This is a genomic window from Xenorhabdus sp. PR6a, from assembly GCF_028599065.1.
Lineage (GTDB): Bacteria > Pseudomonadota > Gammaproteobacteria > Enterobacterales > Enterobacteriaceae > Xenorhabdus > Xenorhabdus doucetiae.
In genome coordinates, this window is record NZ_JAQRFJ010000055.1 from 1 (window position 1) to 24,265 (window position 24,265).

18 protein-coding genes are annotated in these 24,265 nt (G+C 46.8%); 5 read left to right on the forward strand and 13 right to left on the reverse strand.

Translation table 11 applies throughout. The features are described 5' to 3' along the window. Window positions 1-41: 41 nt before the first annotated feature. The 4 genes from PSI15_RS18620 to zipA all read right to left on the reverse strand — a co-directional run bounded on the left by PSI15_RS18620 (window position 42) and on the right by zipA (window position 4,587). Window positions 42-128, reverse strand: coding sequence for a putative quorum-sensing-regulated virulence factor (locus PSI15_RS18620; protein ID WP_443256094.1), 87 nt, complete (start codon window positions 126-128; stop codon window positions 42-44). Between the two features lie 68 nt (window positions 129-196). Further along, window positions 197-1,387, reverse strand: a complete 1,191-nt coding sequence (locus PSI15_RS13905; RefSeq protein ID WP_273584022.1) for a NupC/NupG family nucleoside CNT transporter — start codon at window positions 1,385-1,387, stop codon at window positions 197-199. 169 nt (window positions 1,388-1,556) lie between these two features. After that, complete coding sequence (ligA, locus tag PSI15_RS13910; RefSeq protein WP_273584023.1) at window positions 1,557-3,575, reverse strand: NAD-dependent DNA ligase LigA; 2,019 nt, start codon at window positions 3,573-3,575, stop codon at window positions 1,557-1,559. 61 nt (window positions 3,576-3,636) lie between these two features. Further along, window positions 3,637-4,587, reverse strand: a complete 951-nt coding sequence (gene zipA, locus PSI15_RS13915; RefSeq protein ID WP_273584024.1) for a cell division protein ZipA — start codon at window positions 4,585-4,587, stop codon at window positions 3,637-3,639. Between the two features lie 220 nt (window positions 4,588-4,807). Here zipA and cysZ point away from each other — a divergent pair, with 220 nt between their 5' ends. From cysZ to crr, 5 genes are all read left to right on the forward strand, one after another. Beyond that, on the forward strand, window positions 4,808-5,584 hold the full coding sequence (gene cysZ, locus PSI15_RS13920) for a sulfate transporter CysZ (RefSeq protein WP_273584025.1): 777 nt from the start codon (window positions 4,808-4,810) through the stop codon (window positions 5,582-5,584). A 319-nt stretch (window positions 5,585-5,903) separates the two neighbouring features. Next, complete coding sequence (cysK, locus tag PSI15_RS13925; protein WP_273584026.1) at window positions 5,904-6,857, forward strand: cysteine synthase A; 954 nt, start codon at window positions 5,904-5,906, stop codon at window positions 6,855-6,857. A gap of 442 nt (window positions 6,858-7,299) precedes the next feature. Next, a complete protein-coding gene (ptsH, locus tag PSI15_RS13930) occupies window positions 7,300-7,557 on the forward strand; it encodes a phosphocarrier protein Hpr (protein ID WP_045971609.1) in 258 nt (85 codons plus the stop codon). 126 nt (window positions 7,558-7,683) lie between these two features. Next, complete coding sequence (gene ptsI / locus PSI15_RS13935) at window positions 7,684-9,411, forward strand: phosphoenolpyruvate-protein phosphotransferase PtsI (RefSeq protein ID WP_273584027.1); 1,728 nt, start codon at window positions 7,684-7,686, stop codon at window positions 9,409-9,411. Window positions 9,412-9,458: 47 nt separating this feature from the next. Continuing rightward, window positions 9,459-9,968 (forward strand): PTS glucose transporter subunit IIA, encoded by a 510-nt coding sequence (gene crr / locus PSI15_RS13940; protein ID WP_045971613.1) that lies wholly within the window; start codon window positions 9,459-9,461, stop codon window positions 9,966-9,968. A 171-nt stretch (window positions 9,969-10,139) separates the two neighbouring features. On the opposite strand, the gene PSI15_RS13945 is transcribed toward crr, so the two are convergent. The 9 genes from PSI15_RS13945 to PSI15_RS13985 all read right to left on the reverse strand — a co-directional run. Then, window positions 10,140-10,991: a 3-hydroxyacyl-CoA dehydrogenase family protein gene (locus tag PSI15_RS13945; protein WP_273584028.1), complete on the reverse strand. Its 852-nt coding sequence runs from the start codon at window positions 10,989-10,991 to the stop codon at window positions 10,140-10,142. 141 nt (window positions 10,992-11,132) lie between these two features. Next, entirely contained in the window at window positions 11,133-11,864 is a 732-nt protein-coding gene (locus tag PSI15_RS13950; protein ID WP_273584029.1) for a GNAT family N-acetyltransferase, read from the reverse strand. A 170-nt stretch (window positions 11,865-12,034) separates the two neighbouring features. After that, window positions 12,035-13,174 (reverse strand): cupin-like domain-containing protein, encoded by a 1,140-nt coding sequence (locus PSI15_RS13955; RefSeq protein ID WP_273584030.1) that lies wholly within the window; start codon window positions 13,172-13,174, stop codon window positions 12,035-12,037. Between the two features lie 11 nt (window positions 13,175-13,185). Beyond that, a complete protein-coding gene (locus PSI15_RS13960; protein ID WP_337928844.1) occupies window positions 13,186-14,865 on the reverse strand; it encodes a condensation domain-containing protein in 1,680 nt (559 codons plus the stop codon). Then, window positions 14,786-16,372, reverse strand: coding sequence for a type I polyketide synthase (locus tag PSI15_RS13965; RefSeq protein WP_273584031.1), 1,587 nt, complete (start codon window positions 16,370-16,372; stop codon window positions 14,786-14,788). The genes PSI15_RS13960 and PSI15_RS13965 overlap by 80 nt, the downstream gene beginning before the upstream one ends. Continuing rightward, window positions 16,369-18,993 carry a non-ribosomal peptide synthetase gene (locus PSI15_RS13970; protein ID WP_273584032.1) on the reverse strand — a complete coding sequence of 875 codons (2,625 nt, stop codon included), beginning with the start codon at window positions 18,991-18,993 and terminating at the stop codon, window positions 16,369-16,371. The genes PSI15_RS13965 and PSI15_RS13970 overlap by 4 nt, the downstream gene beginning before the upstream one ends. Window positions 18,994-19,026: 33 nt before the next feature. Beyond that, window positions 19,027-20,349 (reverse strand): condensation domain-containing protein, encoded by a 1,323-nt coding sequence (locus PSI15_RS13975; protein WP_273584033.1) that lies wholly within the window; start codon window positions 20,347-20,349, stop codon window positions 19,027-19,029. Then, window positions 20,286-22,244, reverse strand: coding sequence for an AMP-binding protein (locus PSI15_RS13980; protein WP_273584034.1), 1,959 nt, complete (start codon window positions 22,242-22,244; stop codon window positions 20,286-20,288). Before PSI15_RS13980 ends, PSI15_RS13975 begins: the two co-directional genes overlap by 64 nt. Window positions 22,245-22,272: 28 nt before the next feature. After that, window positions 22,273-24,265, reverse strand: a 1,993-nt coding sequence (locus PSI15_RS13985; protein WP_273584035.1) for an AMP-binding enzyme, incomplete at its 5' end; no start/stop codon positions are given.

Genomic DNA, 24,265 nt, shown 5'->3' on the forward strand with positions numbered 1-24,265 from the left:
TTCAGAAATCCCTGAAGACGCAAGTTTTCAGGGATTTTTTCTTATAGATCGGCTATAGCTTCCGGTAACTCAATCAACATTCGTCCTTTATATTTACCCAATGGCATCGCCGTGCTGGCTATATAAATATAAAAAAAGTGGCATCTGCCAAGATGCCACTTTCAATTGTTGTTATCAAATATAACGATGAAATCGATTAGAAGCTCAAAATCAATCCGGTAATGGCTGCGGACAGGAAGCTTACCAGCGTTGAACCAAACAGCAGTTTCAGACCAAAACGTGCAACCGTATTACCCTGTTTTTCATCCAACCCTTTAATGGCACCGGCAACAATCCCGATGGATGAGAAGTTAGCGAAAGAAACCAAAAATACTGACAGGATTCCTTTCGAATGTTCACTCAGTTGACCCGCAATTTCTTGCAGGCTTTGCATCGCCACAAATTCATTGGAAACCATCTTGGTCGCCATAATGCTGCCGACTTTCAGTGCTTCATCACTTGGAATGCCAATGATCCAGGCAAACGGATAGAACACATATCCCATGCACTCTTGGAATGTGATCCCAAATACCAGATGGAAAATGGCATTAATTCCCGCGATCAGGGCAATAAAACCGATCAACATCGCAGAAACAATCAACGCTACCTTGAAACCTGCCAGGATATATTCACCCAGCATTTCAAAGAAACTTTGCCCCTCATGGAGGTTGCTCATCTGGATGTCTTCTTCACTCTCAACAGAGTAAGGATTGATGAGCGACAAGATGATAAAGGTGCTGAACATATTGAGGATCAGTGCCGCGACCACATATTTTGCATCCAGCATGGTCATGTAAGCACCGACAATCGACATAGATACCGTGGACATTGCGGTTGCTGCCATCGTATACATCCGGCGCTCAGACATTTTTCCCAGCACATTCTTGTAAGCAATAAAGTTTTCTGATTGCCCCAGAACCAACGAACTCACCGCATTAAATGATTCCAGTTTACCCATGCCGTTGATTTTAGACAGGACTGTACCTATCGCACGAATGATAATCGGCAGCACTTTGATGTGTTGCAAAATACCAATCAGGGCAGAAATAAAGATGATAGGACATAATACATTCAGGAAGAAAAAGGCCAGATTCGCTTCTATCATGCCACCGAACACAAAGCTGGTGCCTTTTGCTGCATAAGACAACAGTTGGACAAATAAAGCGTCAAATCCTTTAACTATCCCTAAACCTACGTTAGAGTTCAGGAAGAACCAGGCCAGTAAGAGTTCGATGATAAGCAACTGAACAATATAACGAATTCTAATACCCTTCCGGTTATTACTGGCTAAAACCGCCAGGCCGCCAATCACGACCAAGGCGAGGAAAAAATGAAAAATATGAGACATAAAGACGCGCTCCAAACACAATTCTGTGTAAATTTATCATGTATTTTAGGTAACACATGATAATAAAGTTTGATTATTATCACATTAATATACTATATCGGCGGTTACAAATTCCTATTTAGCTAATCCGATCACACTTTAATCATCGCCTCCTGAAGTGGAACGCCTATTATTCACCCAATAAACGGAGCATTTCCTCTTCATCAATAACAGGAATCCCCAAGGCATTAGCTTTAGCTAACTTGGAACCCGCTGCTTCACCGGCAATCACCAGATCGGTTTTTTTCGACACACTTCCCGTCACCTTAGCCCCTAAGGCTGCCAGCTTATCTTTGGCTTCGTCGCGGGATAAACGGCTCAATGAACCTGTCAATACGATTGTCTTGCCCGTAAATGGGCTGTCAACCTCATCCGAATTCTGGCTTTCAACTGATTCCCAATGGATACCTTTATTGTTAATGAGATCATCAATCACCGCCTGATTATGCGGTTCATTAAAGAAATTCACGACATGACGGGCAACAACGCTTCCCACATCCTGCACCGCAATCAGTGCATCAATATCTGCTGCACGCAATTTTTCCAATGTGCCAAAGTGAGCAACCAAATTGACGGCTGTCGCTTCGCCGACCTCACGAATGCCCAAAGCGTAAATAAAACGTGCAAACGTGGTTTTCTTTGCGTTCTCCAAAGCATTAATGACATTTTGCGCAGACTTCGGTCCCATTCGCTCAAGACCCGTTAATTTTCCGGCCGTCAACCGGAAAAGATCGGCTGGCGTTTTGACATATTCTTTATCGACAAGTTGTTCAATGATTTTTTCGCCCATGCCATCAACATCCATCGCACGGCGGGACACAAAATGTTTCAATGCTTCTTTGCGTTGTGCTCCGCAGAACAAACCTCCGGTACAACGCGCGACAGCTTCACCTTCGACACGCTCGATATCTGAGTCACAAATCGGACAATGCGTTGGGAAAATCACTTCCTGAGTTTCTGCTGGTCTGCTTTCATAAACCACGCCGACAACTTGCGGAATAACATCTCCAGCACGACGAACAATGACCGTATCACCAATACGCAGCCCCAGACGTTCAATTTCATCGGCATTGTGCAGCGTGGCATTACTGACCGTCACCCCTGCCACCAAGACAGGCTCTAAACGGGCAACCGGCGTAATGGCACCGGTGCGTCCTACCTGAAACTCAACATCACGGACGATAGTTATCTGTTCTTGAGCGGGAAATTTGAAAGCCGTTGCCCAACGCGGCGCTCTGGCAACAAAGCCCAATCGTTCCTGTAATTTGAGGGAATCGACTTTAACGACCACCCCATCAATGTCAAAGCCCAGTGTCGGCCGTTGCTGTTCAGTGTCACGGTAGAAATCCATTACCTGTTGAGTTCCCTGACATAATTTCACTTTGTCACTGACAGGCAGTCCCCAGTGCTTAAATTGCATCAGACGTTCATAATGACTGGCGGGTAACACCCCGCCTTCCAGCACCCCGACGCCATAGCAGTAGAAAGCCAGTGGGCGCTTGGCCGTAATGCGAGGGTCGAGCTGGCGTAATGATCCTGCCGCGGCATTGCGGGGGTTAGCAAAAACTTTATTACCTGTGCGACGCGCTTCTTCGTTGAGTTTTTCAAACCCAACTTGCTTCATAAAGACTTCACCACGAATTTCAACGCGGGCAGGAATATTGTCCCCTTTCAGGCGCAAAGGAATGGCGCGAATGGTACGAACGTTGGCGGTAATATTCTCCCCTGTGGTTCCATCGCCACGCGTTGCGGCCTGTACCAATTCCCCATTTTCATACAGTAAACTGACCGCCAAACCATCCAGTTTTAGTTCACAACAAAACACCAGTTCCTGGCTATCTTTCAGACGATCACGGACGCGCTTATCAAATGCCAGATAACTCTCTTCATCAAACACATTATCCAGAGACAGCATCGGGATTTCATGGCGTACCTGCTCAAACGCCGTTAATGGTACTGCCCCTACGCGTTGGGTAGGCGAGTCAGCAGTAATCAATTCTGGATGCTGCTCTTCCAGCACTTTTAATTCTCGCATCAGGCGATCATATTCTGCATCAGGGATCTCTGGCGCATCCATCACATGATACAAGTATTCGTGATGACGTAATTTTGTTTTTAATTCATTGATTTTTTGAATGATATTTTTCATGACTTCTCACCAGAGATGAAAAACCCCCGACTAGCGGGGGTTCAATACTAAAAAGAGGGGATTATTGACTAACATTGAGTGTATTGCGGATACGCGCCTTATAAAGCTCGATCATCTGTGGTGTCAGCATCTTGCGTTCACCATCCAGAACCACGCCGCCTACATCGGCGGCAATGCGCTGTGCCGCTTGCAACATCAGTTTAAAATTCTGATTGGAATCGCCATATGAGGGCACAAGCATAAACATGGAAACGCCAGGGGTAGTGAAATCGACCATTCGCTCTGGATCAAACGAACCCGGCTTTACCATGTTAGCTAAACTGAACAATACCGCACCGCTACCCGATGGATTAAGGTGACGATGAAAAATATTCATCTCACCAAACCGGAAGCCTGCCTGCAAAATACTCTGGAGCAAGATTTCGCCGTTCAATTCTTGCCCGTGATGAGCGGCAACATGCAATACCAACACGGTTTCTTTTTTGGCCTGTTCAGATTCAGACAGTGCTTCACTTTCCGCTGTCTTTGGCTGCCCTTCCACAACCTCAGAACCTGACTCAGCCCCCTCGGCTGCTTTCAATTCAGCGCTTTCAACCGAGTCGAACAACCCAAGTTGGGGTTCTTCTTGTTGATCATCGGCATCTTTCACTTTGACTGCGGATACATCAGATTGATGCCTTGCAAGTAAAGGTTCTGAGCCGTCATCAGGCGCGATCACTGGCGATTCAGGTACTGACGATTCTGGCATACGACGTTCGATAATGGGTTCTGCACGATGTTCAGTATGCGGTCTTGCCAACTCCTGAGCATTCGATTTAGGCGTATTATCAAACAGTTCATCGCCACCATTATCCCCTGGCTCTTCCTGACGCCCCTGTTTATGACGTTTAACTGGGCGATCACGAAAGAGTGATGAACGCTCTTTACGGCTGGTCCACAACCCATGTAATAGCAAAGCTATTATGGCTATCGCACCAACAACGATTAATATCAGACGCAAATCCTGCATCATTGCTATCTCTGTTGTTTAAATTAATTGCCACCACGGCGGAATATTCTTTAGATAAGAGTATTTGTCAAATAAGACAAGTGCAAGTCTCTACCTGCTTTTCTTATCATAAAGCGATATTCCCTCTGTTTTTTCGGATGTTTTTTACCCACAAAACCACTGGTCAGTAGAAAATCCTGCCTATATCATACAGTCTCAATCATCTGGGAGAGAATAAGAAAATATGACGAATTCGACAAAGTCGCCAAAACATTCAAGCGGATTTCACTATATTGCACAAGGCTGGCAACTGATAACCCGCCCCGGCATTAAGAGATTCGTTCTATTACCTTTATTGGCCAATATCTTATTGCTAGGGGGTTCATTCTGGTGGCTATATCATAAACTGGATGGCTGGATACAATGGACCCTCGATAAAATACCCGACTGGATGCAGTGGTTAAGCTATTTAATTTGGCCATTTGCAGTTATTTCCATCTTATTGGTTTTTAGCTATTTTTTCAGCACACTCGCGAATTTTATCGCTTCACCCTTTAATGGATTGCTGGCAGAAAAACTGGAGGCCGACCTGACAGGCATTCCGGCACCCGATACCGGTATGGTCGATTTGCTCAAAGACACGCCCCGTATTCTAAAACGTGAAATAGTGAAAATTCTTTACTATATTCCGCGTGCACTCATCCTGTTGTTACTTTATTTCATTCCCGGCATAGGCCAAACCATCGCGCCTGTCCTTTGGTTTATTTTCAGTGCCTGGATGCTGACTATCCAATACTGTGATTATCCTTTTGATAACCATAAAGTCAGTTTTACTATGATGCGCAATACCCTGCGCCAAAACAAAGTAGATAACCTGCAATTCGGCGCCGCAGTGAGCGTTTTGACCATGATCCCTGTCGTGAACCTGTTCATTATGCCCGTTGCTGTTTGTGGCGCAACGGCGATGTGGGTTGACCGTTACCGTGCTCAACACACACTAAATCGCACGTCATCAAACTGATTTAACCTTCAGCGTGCGATCTTCTGCCACATTTTTTGCCTACTACAGCAACAAAGCCCCTGACATTTTTATCCTCTGTCAGGGGCTTTGCTTAAAAATCTATCCTCATCTTAACTCATCCAAAACAATATAAAATGACCATCAAATATTCTTTTATAGAATATAAATAGACTGAAACCTTATTTCCATAAATAAGATGTTAGCGTATGGTTGAACTAATGTTTATGATATTCATTTATGGCATTCACTATACGGCATTCACTATACGGCATTCACTATACGGCATAAGTATTGACAGTATCTTAGGGGCAATCGAACAATGAGTAAAATTTATGAAGATAATTCGTTGACTATTGGTCACACTCCGCTGGTACGCTTAAAAAATTTCGCTAATGGCCGCATCCTGGCAAAAGTAGAATCCCGCAATCCCAGCTTCAGTGTAAAATGCCGCATTGGTGCCAATATGATTTGGGACGCTGAAAAACGTGGCATTCTGACTAAAGATAAAGAACTTATTGAGCCGACCAGTGGTAATACAGGGATTGCTCTGGCCTATGTGGCGGCCGCCCGTGGTTATAAGTTGACATTGACCATGCCTGAAACGATGAGCCTTGAGCGTCGTAAACTGCTAAAAATACTGGGCGCAAATTTGGTGCTGACCGAAGGGGCAAAAGGCATGAAAGGCGCCATTGAGAAAGCGAACGAAATCCGTGACAGCGATCCTGACCGTTATGTCCTCCTGCAACAATTCAGCAATCCCGCCAACCCTGAAATTCATGAAAAAACCACTGGCCCTGAAATTTGGGAAGATACTGACGGCGATGTAGACGTTTTCGTTGCTGGTGTAGGAACGGGTGGCACAATCACGGGTGTTGCCCGTTACTTGAAAAATACCCGTGGCAAGCCAGTGACTATTGTTGCAGTAGAACCCGAAGATTCACCTGTTATCAGTCAAAAATTGGCAGGTGAAGAGCTTAAACCAGGCCCACATAAAATTCAGGGAATTGGCGCCGGTTTTATTCCTGATAACTTAGATTTAACATTAGTTGACCGTGTATTTAAAATCAGCAATGAAGAAGCGATTCAAATAGCACGTGAAGTTACTGAAAAAGAAGGTATTCTTTCCGGCATTTCTTCCGGTGCTGCGGTTGCCGCAGCCATAAAAATCGCGCAAGAAGAGGCCTATAAAGACAAAAATATCGTCGTTATCCTGCCTTCTTCAGCGGAACGTTACCTCAGTACGGTCCTGTTTGCTGATTTATCCAGTGAGTAAAAATCGTGCTATAGAATTTTTCACTACCTTGACAAAAAAGCACCTTCAGGGTGCTTTTTTGTGCATTAGATCAAAGTTTAAAACTTTCCTAGATGATTTATTCAAGTAGCTTTAGTATTTAACCTGTAATTATTTTGATGCACGAAATTAATCGCTAAACAGGTGACAAAAGAGTTATTCAATCGGGTCATTATTCGGATAACGTGTATTAACACCAAATCAACAATTGAGTGCATCAAGTATGTTAATTTTTTGATAATGATTATTATAGGCCCAATAAATTTCAAGTCACACTCAACCGAGCAATAACTTGAAAAGCGAAGGGAATACGCTTTATTTCATTATCATTTAAACGGTTGTCCAAGCCGAAGCGAATTCAACAACACTCACTTTTGGATTCGTTTGGCTTATCAACAAATATTTAAGTTATTGAGGAAATACTATGTTCCAGCAAGAAGTTACTATTACTGCACCAAACGGCCTCCACACTCGCCCTGCGGCACAATTTGTCAAAGAAGCAAAAGGCTTTGCTTCTGACATTACCCTGACTTCAGGAGGCAAGTCTGCCAGCGCAAAAAGCCTGTTCAAATTGCAAACGCTGGGATTGACTCAAGGTACAGTCGTAACGATTGCTGCTGAAGGCGAAGATGAGCAACAAGCTGTTGAACATTTAGTTAAGTTAATGGGTGAATTGGAATAATTGTCCGCTCAATCAAGCCAATCTATTTCATTGAGTTTATCCCCAGTACAATAAAACCTGGGGATATTTAGAGCCTCTCCCCGAAGGTTTAATGAAAGGTCATCATCCGCAGTAAGGTCATATAATATGATTTCAGGCATCTTAGTATCACCAGGAATTGCTTTCGGTAAAGCGTTGTTACTGAAAGAAGATCCCATCATTATCAATCAGAAAAAGATTATTCCTGACCAAGTCGAACAAGAAATTTCCCGCTTTAAGCAAGGCCGCGACAAATCTTCCGCACAATTAGAGATAATTAGAGAAACAGCCGAAAGAAATCTAGGTGCAGAAAAGGCCGAAATCTTCGAAGGCCATATTATGTTGCTGGAAGATGAAGAGCTAGAGCAGGAAATTATCACGCTGATTAAAAAGAATCTGCTAACAGCAGATGCAGCCGTCCATTCAGTGATTGAAGATCAGGCCAAGGCGCTGGAAGAACTGGATGATGAATATTTGAAAGAGCGAGCCGCCGATGTCCGTGATATTGGCAAGCGCTTACTGAAAAATATTCTGGATATGCCCATTATCGACTTAGGCTCCATTGAAGAAGAAGTCATCTTGGTTGCCAGTGACCTGACCCCATCAGAGACCGCCCAGCTCAATCTGGACAAGGTATTGGGCTTTATCACCGATCTTGGCGGCCGAACCTCCCATACTTCCATCATGGCTCGCTCGCTGGAATTACCCGCGATTGTGGGGACAACCAATGCGACCAAGCAAATCAAAAATGGCAGTTACCTGATTCTGGATGCGGTTAATAACCACATTTATGTAAACCCATCTGACAACGAAATCGAGAAACTAAAAACAGCGAAAAGCGAGTATCTCACCGAAAAAGCCGAACTGGCGAAGCTAAAAGACTTACCTGCCATCACCTTGGATGGTCATCAGGTTGAAGTTTGCGCCAATATCGGTACGGTGCGTGACGTCACGGGTGCTGAACGCAATGGCGCCGAAGGTATCGGTTTATACCGTACTGAGTTCCTGTTTATGGATCGCGATTCCCTGCCAACCGAAGATGAACAGTTCGAAGCTTATAAAGCGGTTGCCGAAGCCGTAGGGAATCAAGCCATCATTATTCGTACAATGGATATCGGTGGTGATAAGGATCTGCCTTACATGGATCTGCCCAAAGAAGAGAACCCCTTCCTCGGCTGGCGCGCGATCCGAATTTGCCTTGACCGTAAAGAGATCTTACATTCTCAATTACGTGCTATCCTGAGAGCTTCTGCATTTGGTAAACTTCGCATTATGTTCCCAATGATTATTTCTGTTGAAGAAATACGGGAATTGAAAGCCGAACTTGCATTACTCAAAGCGCAGTTACGTAATGAAAACAAGGTATTTGATGAATCAATTGAAGTTGGCATCATGGTGGAAACGCCTGCCGCTGCAACCATTGCTCATCATTTTGCGAAAGAAGTTGACTTTTTTAGTATTGGGACAAACGATCTAACTCAGTATACTCTTGCGGTAGACCGTGGTAATGAGCTGATTTCTCATCTCTACAACCCAATGTCACCAGCGGTGTTGAGCTTAATCAAGCAGGTGATTGATGCCTCACACGCAGAAGGTAAATGGACAGGCATGTGTGGAGAACTTGCCGGTGATGAGCGCGCCACGCTGTTGCTCTTGGGCATGGGGTTGGACGAGTTCAGTATGAGTGCAATATCAATTCCACGCATTAAGAAAATCATCCGTAATACGAATTACGATGATGCAAAGGCACTGGCAGAGCAAGCCTTAACTCAGCCAACCGCACAGGAATTGATGGATTTGGTTGACACCTTTACCAGAGAAAAAACACTCTGCTAAAAAATTAGCCAGAATACGGTCCCATTAAAACAATTAGGAGAAGATTCATGGGTCTGCTTGATAAATTGAAATCTCTGGTTTCAGACGATAAAAAAAACAGCGGCAGTATTGAAATTATCGCCCCATTATCAGGTGAAATAGTCAATATCGAAGATGTTCCAGATGTTGTTTTTGCCGAAAAAATTGTTGGGGATGGTATTGCCATTAAACCCACCGGCAACAAAATTGTCGCGCCAGTTGATGGCACCATCGGTAAAATCTTCGAAACTAATCACGCTTTTTCTATCGAATCTGATAGTGGTATTGAGCTATTCGTCCATTTTGGTATTGATACCGTTGAACTGAAAGGCGAAGGTTTTAAACGTATTGCCGAAGAAGGTCAGCGGGTACAAAAAGGCGATTTGGTTTTAGAGTTTGATCTGGCATTTCTGGAAGAAAGGGCTAAATCAACTTTAACGCCTGTTGTTATTTCTAACATGGACGAAATTAAAGAGTTAACTAAAGTCAGTGGATCTGTAACCGTCGGTGAATCCGTCATCATGCGGATCAAAAAATAACAGAAAAAATCCCTGAGGAATATTTCCTCTTTTTCTGTTTCATTGATGATTGTTTCATTGATGATTGTGCGTAAATCGCCACTGTTTTATCCGGCTGAAAAATAAAACGTCTGATAAAACAGGGCGATTTTTTATGGATATACCCGCCGTACTTCAAAATACCAACAAAATTTAATACGTATAAAAACCCTGGCCGGTTTTGCGGCCTAAACGGCCTGCATCAACCATTGTTTGCATTAACGGACAAACGCGGTATTTTGAATCCTGAAACATCTGATAGAGCACATCAAGAGAGTTGACGACAGTATCAATACCAATCAAATCAGCCGTTTCCAGTGGCCCCATTTTATGGCCAAAACAGCCTTTAAATATCGCATCCACATCTGCGGGTTGGGCGAGTCCCTCCTGCACAGTGAACGCCGCCTCATTCATAAATAAATGGGAAATCCGGTTAGAAACAAAACCGGGGCCATCTTTTACCACAACAGCCGTTTTACCCAGTAACGCCAGGATCTCCAAGCACCGCTTTTGCGTCTGTTCAGAAGTAGTAAGGCCAATAATCACTTCAACGGTAGGTTTCAAATACACCGGATTCATAAAATGTACGCCAATCACCTGAGATGGGACACGATGGAACGAACCCAGTTTAGTGATGGGAATACAGGAAGTATTTGCCGCCAATACCGCATAGGGGGCAATAAACTCCGCCATACGGGTATATAACGCCTGTTTTAACGCAATATTCTCCGTGATATTTTCCACGACAAACTCACAATCAGCCACAGCCTGTAAGTCCTGCGACCAAATGATATTTTTCAGTATCATTTCAGGGGGCTTTCCCTTCGCAAGCGGACTGAACAGCGGAGCATAACTGGCGGTTTCCCCAATACTCTCTCGACTGCGCTGGCAAGAAAGTGCATCTTTTTCAATCACAACAACATTATGCCCCCGCAGCGCGCAATCGAAGGCAAGGCTGGAGCCGATATTACCGCCCCCAACCACAGCTATTTTAAGTTTTGACATAGTGGCTATTATCTTATTGGGTTTCAAAAAGTTGATAAGCAATGGCACTCAAGTTGCAGCTTGGCTGGCTGCAACTTGGAAGATGAAAAGCGTATTTCAGATTAACTTATTCAGTTCAGTTTGCTTGAGTGCAGATATGACTCAATGGGTTGAATCAGGAGAAACCAGCTCCCACTTGCCAAACAACGTCAAACCTGCGGCTTTTGCCAATGCCGAAGATGCAAGATTATCGAGCTGGCACCTGTATTGGGGTTCATAGCCGTGGGCATAAGCATATTGACTGATTGCCCGCACGACTTTTCTGGCATGGCCTTGGCCTCTGAAAGATTCTAGGGTCAGCACGCCCATATCGGCAATTTGTGCGTTATTCCACGGGTACATGCTGGCCGCACTGATCAGGTGGTTTTGCTCAAAAGAGCCGAATACCGCCCAGTGTTCCAATTCAACATAAGCATTATCCAAATCCTGCTCCGAAGCGGAAGATTGAAACTCAGAGAAAACGTCTTCATCTTCCTCTTCCGTTAGCTGGCGCAGTGTGCTGCCCGCATTTTCCTGCAATAATTTGCTCTTTTCTTCTTCTGAAAAATAGAAAATATAATCTGCCCCATGCAGCGTTATGTCCGCCTGATTTAATTTCTGGCGAAAGCGGGATTCAGACATCTCTTCTTGATGATAAAGCCCTGCTTTTTCAGCCATTTCAGGCGTCATAACCGCCATAATCCGGCCATCGGTGGTTTCCAATACCATCAATCGATCTTCTTCTTCCAGATTAGCATTGGTGGCGATAGTAAAAACATCATCACTATAAATAATATCCCCATTTAATAATGGAGCTTGCCAAAAATCAGTTATCGTTTTTGAAAATAAAGGCATACTTCTTACTCACTTTATTCGCTTAAGTTAGGATTAGTAAGCACTCTACACAATTCGACTATTCAGCAAATCAGCGAATCTCTGGAGATGCTTGCCTATACTGCTCAAAAAAACGCAAAGTGTCATGATCCATCAATGCGTTATTCTTATCTTTGTATTCCTCAGATAAATTAGCAGGAAAGACTTTGTACTGATGAGTTGCGTTGATGAATTAGAATAAATTCAGGGACGGCAGCAATTGCGGAATTGGCGATCCAACCATCACCACGTTGGCTTTTGAAATCAAAATAGTCCCGATATTCCGGCGCGGTGAGAAAGTTATACGTCAGGGAAATACTGGGAGATAATGTATGCACCTCATGAGATAAGCCTTTAGGTATCAACATAATCTCACCCGGTAACAAATCAAATTGCCAGATACGATCTGCGTTATGGTGCGGGTTTTTCAGCGCTTCTTCCCTGTTCCCTTGCGGCATGGATTTTTGATCTACGGACAGGCTTTCTGAGCCTGATAAATCAGCCCGTCCTTCGGCGGTATTTCTGACGACATCTTCCAGCGAAGCGGAAAAAATCCATCCCGCTTTTCTGCCTTCCACTTGGCATAACAGCGCATTGGTTCGCATTCCGTCAACATGCAAGCGGGTACACGCTCCCGGCGCTGAAAAATAGAGTCCCCAATCCTGACACATTCTCTTATTGGGCTGGAGAGTCCCAAATTGAACCCAAGGGATCTTATAACCACTTGCGGGCAGGAAATAGGGTCTGTGCCAATGCTCCTGAATACGTTGAAATGCCAGAAAGCTAAACGAATGGGTTTTGACCCAATTCCCTAATCCCCACGTGAACAACAGATGTTTAAAAAAAGTATCATAAGTGTACCTTAAATAATTAAGGTCATCGTTTATCTCACCCAGTTCAACCGCGGGCAATGAAGAAATTGCCTGCAAATAAGTACGCAGTTCTACTACTTGTTGTGGTTTGAATCCCGCATCCTGTAACTGCACTGACATATCACCGAATGCTTGGGCAAAGTAGTCAAAGCTCCAGATTTGCTTCCCTTTCCATCCCTTCAAGCCATCAGAGACAATAACAGGCTCTCTCTTCATCAAAAAGCGTTCATTAAACTCAGCGATTGAGATATCAGCAACCTTTTCCACCTGACGATATTCTGCCGATCCCAGACGCGCCAACGCATCCGGGCTGGTCATTTCTCGCACGGTTTTCTTATTGCGTCGATAAATGCTCACCTCTTCGTGTGCCCACATCGCAATATCACCGAGTACATTCCAGGCATGACTGAAAAAATTCATTTTTCCGCTCCCTAAAAATTAAACTCTGATTCGATATCCTGATCGTTCGCTTGGGCGAACAATTCCGGCGTATGCCCATGATTGAGGTTTTTAAGCAGTTCTTGTATTTCCTCTTCAGGGTTAGCGATAATTTCATCTATCAATACAAAGAAATAATCCAATATTGCCTTACCGATGGTTTCGCTGAACATCGGTTGGCGAAGCTGTATCGTACAATTAAAAGCGCCCTTGGTTTCAGATACATCCATTGCCAAATCGAACTTAACCGCCTCTAACGTCAATTCAAGTCGGGAAAACCCGCTTTCTCCATTAATGTCATTATTTTCATCAGCCCCACTCAGGCTCACAGGCAGATAACCGAACACCACATCAAACAACGGATGTTTACCCTGACGATTTTGCAGTTGGCGTTCAGCGCTCAAATCGTCCAACAACGCACTCATCGGGTAAGTTTGGTAAGGTATACTTTCAGCCCACTGTGCATGAAGTTGCAGCAGATAATCCGCCACCGGCAGATCGGCTTCCGGCTCCATCTTTAAGGCCAGCATGTTGACAAGATAACCGACCAGCGCCAGTTCTTCTGGCTGCATACGCCCTGTCACCGGAACACCAAGCAAGAAAGCGTCGGCACGGGCAATTTTGGCAATCAAGACACCAAAAGCCCCCAAGAAGAACACAAAGGGAGGCAGACCCAGTTCGTCACATAACCGCCTGATTTCAATGCTGGTTTGTGGGGAAAGATCGCTCTCCAGCGTAATACCCCGCGCCTTTTCCGTATCGGTATGCCAGTCATACCCTTCTGCCACAGGCAGCGATAACGGAGCAGGCAGAGGTAACAGATTAGCAAGCCAATAAGCCTTTTCTTTCCGAGCCTTATCTTTGCTTTCAGACGCCTGTCTGTCGCGTCGATAGGCAGCGAAACTGTATTCCGGCACCGGCAGTGGCAATGCTTGCAGCAAGCGTTGAAAATCATCCGCAAGAATGCCCAAAGAAACCGCATCACAGACAATATGATGAACCACAATAAGCACTTGATGGAAGGGCAACGCCTCTGATCCTGTCAACATCATGGCTCGAATGGGCAGTTCCGTATGGAGATCGAAAGGCATATTGGCGAATTGCTGCAAACGCGCGAAGTTTTCTTCCGGCTCTTCTCCCGCCTCAGATATCAGCATGCCCACTGTGACATCACGTTGAGGCAACATCATCAAATCCGCGCCTTGCCTTTCAAACAAGCATTTCAACACAGGATGCCGGTCAGCAACTTGCTCTATCGCCCTTGCAATGGACGTTGCACGGACTGAACGAGGACACCGGAAAGCCATTGGCATGTTATAGCTGCCATTGGCAAACGTGATTTGATGTATATACAGTAAATCCTGATCGGCGCTGGCGACGATGGGATCGTATAAATCAATGGCGGGCAACATTGATGGAGAATATTCCTGCTCATGAAGAAACTGCTGTTCAATCTCACGTATAGTGGGCTGGGCGAAGAAATCCTGAATGGCAATCCGCTTGCCGAGTTTTTTATACACTTTTTCTGCCATCACAATCGTCTTTAAACTATCCCCACCCAACGCCATAAATTTGTCATCAATACCTATACCGTCAATGCCAAGGATCTGACTCCAGATTGCGGCAATCTCCTTTTGCGTCTGCGATAAACATGATCCGGCACGAAAAACAATGCCGTTGACTTAACGTGTGGGACAACGCATGGAGATCCAAATAAGATTGCTGTACTAACCAGTGAGAAACCGACTCCAATTGCAGCGCCAGCGATGCCTTATTTTTCGCAGAGAATGGAAAATAATAAGTTTTGTCTCCATTGCCCCCCCTTTCAGGCCTGGATATAGCAGAAGCAGAAATATCAGAAGCAAAAATAGATTGTTGCAGCACTATATGCGCATTGGTTCCACCAATGCCAAAGCTACTCACAGCACCGATTCTCAATTTCCCTGATTTGGCAGGCCACGGTTCAGCACACGTATTGATATAAAACGGTGACTGCTCCAATCCCAACTGTGGATTAGGGGATTGGAAATGTAACATAGGCGGGATCACTCCATATCTGATTGCCATCACCATCTTGATGAAACCGGCGATACCCGCCGCCGAATCCAAATGCCCTATGTTGGTTTTCACCGAACCCAAGGCACATTGATTTACACCAAAGGAGCGGCTTTGATTGAATATTTCACGCAATGCCATGAATTCAATGCTGTCCCCCAATGAGGTTGCCGTACCATGACACTCAATAAAATCCACATCCGCGGCATCGACTTCGGCCATCTGCAAAGCGGTACGGATCACATCCGCTTGCCCCTTGACACTCGGCGCGGTATAGCCGACCTTACGGGCGCCGTCATTGTTAATCGCTGAACCTTTAAGGATTGCCCAGATAGGATCGTTATCCGCAATAGCCTCCCCAACCCGCCGCAATACCACCGCGCCCAAGCCACTGCCAAACACGCTGCCGGTCGCTTCTGCATCAAAGGCTCTGGTTTTGCCATCTTTTGAAAACAGCATCCCCTCCTGATAGGTATGCCCATTTTGTTGGGGTAACAACAGGCTCACTCCGCCCGCAACCGCAAAATCACATTCACCGCTCAACAAACTCTGCACGGCTTGGTGCACACTGACTAAACTGGTTGAACACGCGGTCTGGAGGGTAAAACTGGGACCTTCCAGCCCCAACTTCCAGGAGATCAGTGTACTCATGGCGTCTTTGTTGGCTAACTGGGAAGCCAGAAATCCCCCGACATTTTCAACCTGTTCAGACAACATCGCTTGCATTGTCCACGGGACGGTGCTGCGAGCCCCCAGAAATAATCCGATATTGCGCCCCCGTTTGGCTGGATCAATACCGGCATTCTCCAGAGCATGCCAGACACACTGCATCATCAAACGGGTTTGCGGATCTAACAATGCGGCTTCTGCCTGACTGTATCCAAAGAACGCCGCATCAAAATAGTTGGCACCTTCCAACACCCCATTAACCGGAACAAAATCTTTATGGCCTATTTTTTTGATATCATGCCCTGCCTGGAGCAATTCTTCTTCGGTAAAGCGGGAGATGCCATCCACACCCATCAGTAGATTGCGCCAAAATTCAGTCCCGTTTTCTGCTCCCGGAAACCGGCCGGCTAAACCAACAACCGCGATATCCAAATCTTCTCTTATTTCTGCACTCATGATCCCTTACCTTGTTCTGAATCTATAAAGTCATCAGCCGATAATCGTTGAATGAACTCAAAGTGATTACCGCTGCGGCGATGGATAGAAACCTGCCCTTGCCGTTGCTGCATAAGCGCATCCATAGCTTCGGTGTCCGCATCGTCAGAAAAGAACATCTCAATGGGAACAGACGTTAATGGCAGTGCCAATATCCGTTCATGGAATGTCTTGTTTTCGAGTAATTGGTGCTGCAATACATAATGACGCCACTCTTGATAGAGCGCAGGGGATATCTGGCGTAGTGTTTCGGCATCAGTATCAGCGTTAATCTCAATACCTTCGCCAACCGAGTGGTTAATTTCACGGAAGAAAGCCATAAATTCGGCATACAGTGCATGACCGCCAAATAGGTTGGTTTTGATATTCGGATCGAAAAAAATCAGTTTGTCTATATTTTGTAATATTTCCTGTTGCAGCAATGCGGCCAACATTTCAGCACCGATGGAATACCCTCCCAACCACAATGGCCGCGCTGGAGAGTCTGGCTCTGTTTCAATCTGCGCTTTCAAGGCATTAAGCAGCGCGGTTTTAAACGCTGGCTCTGACAGATTTTCAACGATATTGGGCTGCATCATCAAAACAGAAACGGTCACCCGCCCGACCAAATGATTTGCCAACGCCTGTAACTCTACCAGTCTGCCTAATGCCGGCGGTAACAGGAGCAATTTGGGCAGCGTGGGATCATCCACATTCAGGTACTTTTCACCCAATATCGCCCCTTCATTTTCATTGAGCTTCTGCCGTGCCTTAATCAACGACCACTGTTCACTCACCGTTGCATGACGGAACACATCAACGGGGCTAAACATAACGCCAAACATATTTTCCAACTGGCTGGCCAAACGCACGGCACTCAACGATGAGCCCGATATCAGAAAGAAATCGGAATTCGGTGTCAGTGTTCCTTTATAACCCAGACAGGCTCTCCAGCAATCCATCAGCTTTTGCAGTGTCTCTTCGGTTATTGGATCTTGCGCCTGCTGCGCCTGTTCAAACCACGCCTGAAACCATTGCACAATCCGTTGCCTGTCCATCTTGCCTATTTCTGTACGTGGCAGGCTCTCTACCAGAAATATTGCCGAAGGCAGATGGGAACGCGGATAATGACGTGCCAGATACTGCTGCAATCCAGACTGAATAGGCTCTTTTCCTTCAATCGCCAGTACCAGACAGGCTTCCGGTGTTCCAGAGAAAGCGACCGCCGCCCCCGCCGCGAGTACCCCCGGATACTGCCTTGCCCGGTTTTCCAGTTCACCCAGACCAATAAAATTGCCGCGAACCTTACAACTGTCATCCATGCGCCCTTTGAGATAAAACAAACCCTCTTTATCCGCCATCGCCAAGTCACCGGTGCGGAAGAAAGTCCCCTGCTCATCCCGCCCAAATTTGTGATCAGTCTGGAGAGGATCGTTCAAATAGCAGTGATGTTCAAAATCGCCATAGATCACCAATTCGCCCCATTGACCGGCTCTGAGGCCAGCCCCGTGTTGATCAACCACAGCAAAAGAGACGTGATCCAAAGGTTCACCGATAGAAAGTAGGGTGTCTGACGACAATCGGGCACAATTCACCATCGAAACAGCAACGCAGGTTTCTGTCGGGCCATAACTGTTCCAAACCTGCGTGCGCGCCATTAATTGATCAATATCTCCGGTTGCCAGAAAGTCCCCTCCGCTGATGCAGATTTGGGGTAAGGGAGATAAATCAGGCATCCGGTTCCAGGCGGAGAAAAGTGTCGGCGCAGCAGAAACGATATCTGGCCGGTGACGAGACAAAAACGCTTTCGCTTTCCGCTCATCCAATAGGCTATAGCGATCAGCAATCACACTTGTCCCGTGCAGTGCCCAAGGCAACAAGATCTCTTCAATATGGCCGTCAAAACTGGGGGGAAATTGTTGAATCACCCGTATCCCCTGCTGTTCCACTGAGAATAATGACCTTAACCCCAACCTATTGATGAGTGAGTCAAGATATTGCGCTGCACTGTCCGCCGTGACACAAATACCTTTCGGACACCCCGTCGTACCTGAGCTATACAGTATCCAGACAATGGGGTTATCAGCGCGGGATTTCACACTGTGAAAATCGTGCCAATCCACCGTCACAGCACCGGTTTCAACGTCTTCTATCGCCGAATTCACAATCAGATCGGGTGCCGCATGGCGAATCACTTCCTCGATATGCTCTTCCGGGGTTCCTGCTTCCAATGCCAGATAAGTAGTACGTGTGAGAAAACAGGCTGCCAGAAATGCCTGCATCTGGCTTCCCGCACGCCCAATAATCAATGCCCGCCGGATCGTGCTATTGTTTAACATTTGCGCATAGCTGGCTGTTAATACAGCAAACACCTCCCAAGTCACAACGCTGTTACCTTCAATCACCGCAGGGCGATCACCCAATGTCTGGAATGCCGTCAACAACATGCTGTCAATGGGAGGATACGATGCACGCCGTTGTCTCGGCCGAAACGCTTTCTGTGCCTCTTTATCGGACACGATCAATTCATTAACCGGCAAAACAGCAGGATTATGATGCAGAACCTGTTGAAAAATCGTCTGATAACTGGCGACAAGATCCAACCCCTCTATGTAGTTTTTCCAGAACGTTTCGGCTTACGCCCAAATAGGATGCTGGCGAGCATTCATCTGCGCCGTGGCATAGCATCGGTAACTCAGCGCAACCGGAGCCAGCGGGGCATGAACCAATAGCTGCTCAAATTCATACTGGAGAATTTCCAGCGAAGGTTTATCCATCAGGATATGGTGGATCTGTAGCTGCAAACAGGCGGGTTCTGTCCCCATCTCCTGCATATACCCCCGCAACAGTGGCCCCTCCTCCAAATCGAAAGGCTGCGCCTGCATTTGCAACCAGTGGCTTTGATCCTCGGCCAGGATCTGGTCAACGGACAGCGACGGCAATATCTCTGCATAGGGGATACCTTCGCTGTTGATGCGGTATCGGGTACGTAAAATATCGTGACGATCCAGCAACGTCTGTAATGCGCTTTTAACCACGCCCGTTTCAGCGGCATCAGCCAAGATTTTATCGGGTAAAGGGATTTTCAGCGGAACAAGATAAACCCGTGAATCAGGATACAGACGATATTGAGCATAAAGTCGTTCTTCCTGCGCCGATAACGGCCCACGCCCATCAGGCGGAAGCGGGGGAGCGGCTTCCAACAGACTCAGGAAATCTTCTGTTGTCACGCTTTTGTCAGGGGTATCCCGCGAGTCAATCAGGTTTGCCAGCATTGCAATAGTGTCGTTTTGGAAAAACTCCTGCAAAGAGATAATCTGACCAAACTTTTGCTGAATTTCGGCCAGCGCTCTCACCGCTCGTAACGAATGCCCACCTAATGCAAAGAAACTTTTATCCACTGACACCGCATCCGCTTCCAATTCTAAATGCCGTCCCCAACAGGCTACCAGCCATTCTTGCGTCTCTCCACGGGGTCGGGCAAGCTGCCCGGAAGCCGTTTGACCCATTCGCTGTTTCAATGCTTGTCGATCCAGTTTACCTGTGCGTGTCAGTGGTAATTCAGAGACGAGAATAATCTGGCTTGGCACCATATAAGCCGGCATCCTGCTTAATAAGGCTTGCCTGATATTTTGTTCTGTGATCCGGCTTTCTCCGGTTACAACGATAAACACACCTAAGTGAGCATGTCCCTGTTTGTCTTCTATGCCAATGACTGCGGCCTCGGATACCATCGGTAAATCCAGGACATGCTTTTCAACCGCATCCAATTCGATGCGGAAGCCATTCACTTTTAGCTGACGATCACGCCTGCCCAGAATTTCAAGCTCTCCCTGAGTATCCCAACAGCACAGATCCCCACTGCGATAATATCTTCCTGACAGCCAGGCGGTATTCAGGTTAATAAAGGCCTGTTCAGTGAGATCGGGGCGGTTAAAGTACCCCTTACCGACCCCCATCCCCCTATCAACAGCTCCCCGGCAACACCGATGGGGCAAGGCTCCAGCGTATCAGGAAATACCACGGCACATTGATATCCGCCAAACGGCTTACCGATCGTTATTTTTTGGTCATTGTGCTCAATAGGTAAATACGTGGTCAGCACGCCGGTTTCACTGGGTCCATAGAGATTAAATAGCTGGTAATTATTCTTTTGGAACGTCCTCAGACTTTCTCCGCCAAAATAAAGTTGTCGCAGTGAGGGAATATCCCCTTGTTCCATGATGTCTTCAGCAAATACGGTGGTGGTGAACAGCAGGTTAATCCGGTTTTCCTGCAAAAATTCGACGCATTTTTTCGCATCCATGCGCGCCTCCTCCGGTGCCATGACTAAGACAATATCCTGCGTCAACGCCTGTACGCATTCCAGCACAAAATAATCGAATATAGGGTTGGACAGGGAGGCAAATCGAGAGCCAGCCGAACGATTCAGAATCTGCGTTTCTGCACTGATATTAAGCAATGCCTGATGGGTATTCATGCAGCCTTTTGGCTTTCCTTCACTCCCTGAGGTCATGACCACAAATAAACTCGCATCGGGGCTGACGGCTTCTCCTTGCGATAACCATTCGGCCAGCAACGACGCTGATGACGCGGAATTTAATTCACCTGCGCCCGATTTGAGGGCTGCGGGATGATAATCCGGTAATATCACCACCTGACAGCCATGACGACGGAAAAAGCCTTCCATCTGGTCATTGTCTTGCGGCATCTTCTGCAATAATACGGTCTTCGTTTGATGCAGTTCGATCACATCCAATAGCTGCTTTTCCGGTGCGCGACTCGATTGCAGGCAAAATGGCTTGCCAATCCGTATACACGCCATTGCCGCGAGCGTGGTTTCTGCGCCTTTCTCTCCCACAATCAACACACAATCCCCCAGCGATCCCCATTGGGGAAATTGGGCTAACCTCAGTAAATTCTCGGTGTACTGCGCCAACTGGGTAAAGTTAACCGTCTTATCCCCCACCTCCAGAAATGGGGTGTCCGCCCTTTCGCGGATCGACGCCGTAATCGCCTGGGCCACATTTTGATATTGCAAAGTTTGTGACTGTGCGGCCACCGGTGCGGACAACGCGCGGATTCTCTCTTGCTCTTGCTCCGGTATCCAAGACATTGATGTCAGCGGTTCAATCGGCTCAAATACCATATTGCTCAATAAACAAACCACCCGCGCCATCAATAACTCAATCAGTTCTGGTGCTACCCTGTGTGGATCAAATCGCATATACAGCGAGGTTTTTTCTGGGTGCGCTTGCAGCCAGAGAGTTAATGAATAGCGGGTTGTCTGCGCCCCTTCAAAAGCGGAATCCCCCAAAGGCGGCAAGCTCTCCGAATAGCCCAGCAAAATTTCCGGCAAGGGTGACATAACAGATGACACTGTTTGTGGCGGCATATCTGACACCAGCGTAGCAACCTGCTTCCAGCGAATCAGCTCTTCACCAAACAGGCGTTTTACCGGTTGCCCCAACGCCTTTTCTGTCAGATGCCATTTAGCCGGAATAAGATAGCCTCCCTCCCCTGATGCGGCATTACCCGCTAAATCACTTCCCCCAAGCGCCCACGTCAGGCTGCCTTCGGGTTCGTGACAATGCAGAAAGGCAAGATAGTGAATACTGGCGGAAAACAACGATAAGCGATGCAATGGGGAAGCCGCGGCCATAGTGAAAATTCTGTCATTCAGTTTTTCCGGCAAGGCCAAAGACGTGGTGACAAACTCCGTCCCCGTCTCCGGTACAGGTTGTGTCATCACAAAAAAAGGACAGCCCTGATATTCTGCATCCAACTGTTGGCTAACATACTCTTTTATTGCTTGTTTTCTTGCATTTAGGGCAATAGGGTCATTAATAAACATTTCGCGATTTCCTACTTTATTTTTCGTCTCACCCAACATTCAGCGCGTTTTGCAAAATCGAGTTAAACACCGCTTCCCAACTCTCCATTCCTTCCATCCCTTTTGCCGTCCTGAATGAGCGTGCTTCCAGATGGATATCGAAACCCGCCGTATGTTCGGCAATCTCACAGACCAGATTCCAGTGCCATTGCCCGCCTGAAACATGAGGGGTTTCTAACTGACGGCAAGGAATGCCGCAGATACAGCCGTCAAAGCCCTCTTTTTGGAAATAACCGAAAAAGGTCGTGGGTAACAACGCTTGTCTGGGCAGACTCGGATACCGCATCGACAATGCTTGTGCATCAAACAGATAGTGTCGGTAAGCCTCACGTACCACCGTGCTGACAACGGCGAAATCCCCCAGGTTATTTTTGCCAAGGCCGGCCGTGACAAGATCATTGGCTTCACTCAGCAATTGCACTCGCACAGGCAGCACCATCATCAAAGGCGCAATAACCGTCTGTTGCTCCAGTCGGTCACGGCCATGAAATATCGTAGAGATAAGTTGTTCTGTCTGCGGTTCAGGGGCATCCCGTGAACTGGCGGAATATTCCAGACAGGCTTTAAACCGTAAAAACACGGTCATAAAGAATTCAGGCATGCTGATTTTCAAGCGGGAGGTCAGTGCTTCAATTTGCTCTTTTTGTTTGGCATCCACCGCCACCAGACAACTGCCGGTCACGGTTGGCTTGTTGTCGATATCGATATCAGTCTCAATATCAGCAGGAGGCAGCCAATCCTGTAATTTCGTGTGCCAGAAATTGGCATTTTGTTGACTATAAGTCACAAATTCTTCGCCGTAGAACAGTGCCGAATAGTCCGCCAAACTGATACCGGAACAGGCCGCACGGCTTTCTGACGCTAATTTGCCCGAATCCGGCTCACTGGCAGCCGCTAATTCATTGAGTATTTGCCTCAAACCCGACCCATCAATACAGGCATGGGAAAAATCCAGCAATAACATGGGATTTGGTTCAGCGACCAGCCAGCGGCCACGGACATTGATTCCATCCTCCAGCGAAAAAGGGCGGATAAAGTCACGCAAATCTTCGTCCAGAGAGCCGAGGCTTTGGCGCTTTTCCAGCCGGAAGACAAAACGTCTGGCAGGCTGCAAATAAAGTTCGCCATCAAGCAACATAAATTGCGCACTCAACCCGACATGGCGGGAAAGCACTGATTGCAACAGGTGACGCAGCCGTTTAAGGTCTGGCTGCGTTTCGAACGAAAGCGCAATAAAACTATTGTTACTCAAATCCTGGGGGGTCAGTTTTAGCGCCTTATAGATCGCTTTTTGGGTTGGCAAGGCCCGAATCAGCCCCCCAGGTGCCGATTCAGCAGATGGCACTGACGATGGCGATGCAGGTGATAACAACACATGAACACGACTCAACTCAGCCTCAATCAGTGCAGCTTGCGCAGCCAAATCCAAGTGGCTGACTATCGAACTCAAAAGCAACGACACCCCAAATTCTTGCTGTATCCGCATCATGAGTGTGACAGCCAGCAAGGAGTGTCCCCCGGCTTCGAAAAAGTGCGATTGACGTCCCAAAGAATCTATTTTTAGTAACTCAGACCATAGTTGAGCCAATTTCGTTTCGGTTCCGGCACGGGGTGGCTCTAGGGTTTCCGTCTGTATGACGGAGATATCAGAAGGCGCAGGTAAGGCCTTGCGGTCTAATTTACCGTTGGCGGTTAGCGGAAGTGCCTCTATCCAGAGAATAGAGGATGGGATCATAAACGCCGGCAAACACGCCTGTAGGTGTACTTTCAAAGCCTGATTCAACATGGTTGGCCGCGTGTCTGTTGATTCGGGATCGTGGGCAGATGAAGAGCCGGCAGCGATGACATAAGCAACCAAACGCGCATCGCCGGGGGTATCTTCCCGTACCAGTACCACACACTCTTTAACACTGTCATGCGAAAGCAATGCTGCTTCGATTTCCCCTAATTCAATGCGCAGGCCGCGCAATTTGACCTGAAAG

Coding starts and splice junctions, on each gene's coding strand:
- PSI15_RS13905 (WP_273584022.1), bottom strand. CDS start 1,387: ATGTCTCATATTTTTCATTTTTTCCTCGCCTTGGTCGTGATTGGCGGC.
- ligA (WP_273584023.1), bottom strand. CDS start 3,575: ATGAAAAATATCATTCAAAAAATCAATGAATTAAAAACAAAATTACGT.
- zipA (WP_273584024.1), bottom strand. CDS start 4,587: ATGATGCAGGATTTGCGTCTGATATTAATCGTTGTTGGTGCGATAGCC.
- cysZ (WP_273584025.1), top strand. CDS start 4,808: ATGACGAATTCGACAAAGTCGCCAAAACATTCAAGCGGATTTCACTAT.
- cysK (WP_273584026.1), top strand. CDS start 5,904: ATGAGTAAAATTTATGAAGATAATTCGTTGACTATTGGTCACACTCCG.
- ptsH (WP_045971609.1), top strand. CDS start 7,300: ATGTTCCAGCAAGAAGTTACTATTACTGCACCAAACGGCCTCCACACT.
- ptsI (WP_273584027.1), top strand. CDS start 7,684: ATGATTTCAGGCATCTTAGTATCACCAGGAATTGCTTTCGGTAAAGCG.
- crr (WP_045971613.1), top strand. CDS start 9,459: ATGGGTCTGCTTGATAAATTGAAATCTCTGGTTTCAGACGATAAAAAA.
- PSI15_RS13945 (WP_273584028.1), bottom strand. CDS start 10,991: ATGTCAAAACTTAAAATAGCTGTGGTTGGGGGCGGTAATATCGGCTCC.
- PSI15_RS13950 (WP_273584029.1), bottom strand. CDS start 11,864: ATGCCTTTATTTTCAAAAACGATAACTGATTTTTGGCAAGCTCCATTA.
- PSI15_RS13955 (WP_273584030.1), bottom strand. CDS start 13,174: ATGAATTTTTTCAGTCATGCCTGGAATGTACTCGGTGATATTGCGATG.
- PSI15_RS13965 (WP_273584031.1), bottom strand. CDS start 16,372: ATGAGTGCAGAAATAAGAGAAGATTTGGATATCGCGGTTGTTGGTTTA.
- PSI15_RS13975 (WP_273584033.1), bottom strand. CDS start 20,349: ATGGGGGTCGGTAAGGGGTACTTTAACCGCCCCGATCTCACTGAACAG.
- PSI15_RS13980 (WP_273584034.1), bottom strand. CDS start 22,244: ATGTTTATTAATGACCCTATTGCCCTAAATGCAAGAAAACAAGCAATA.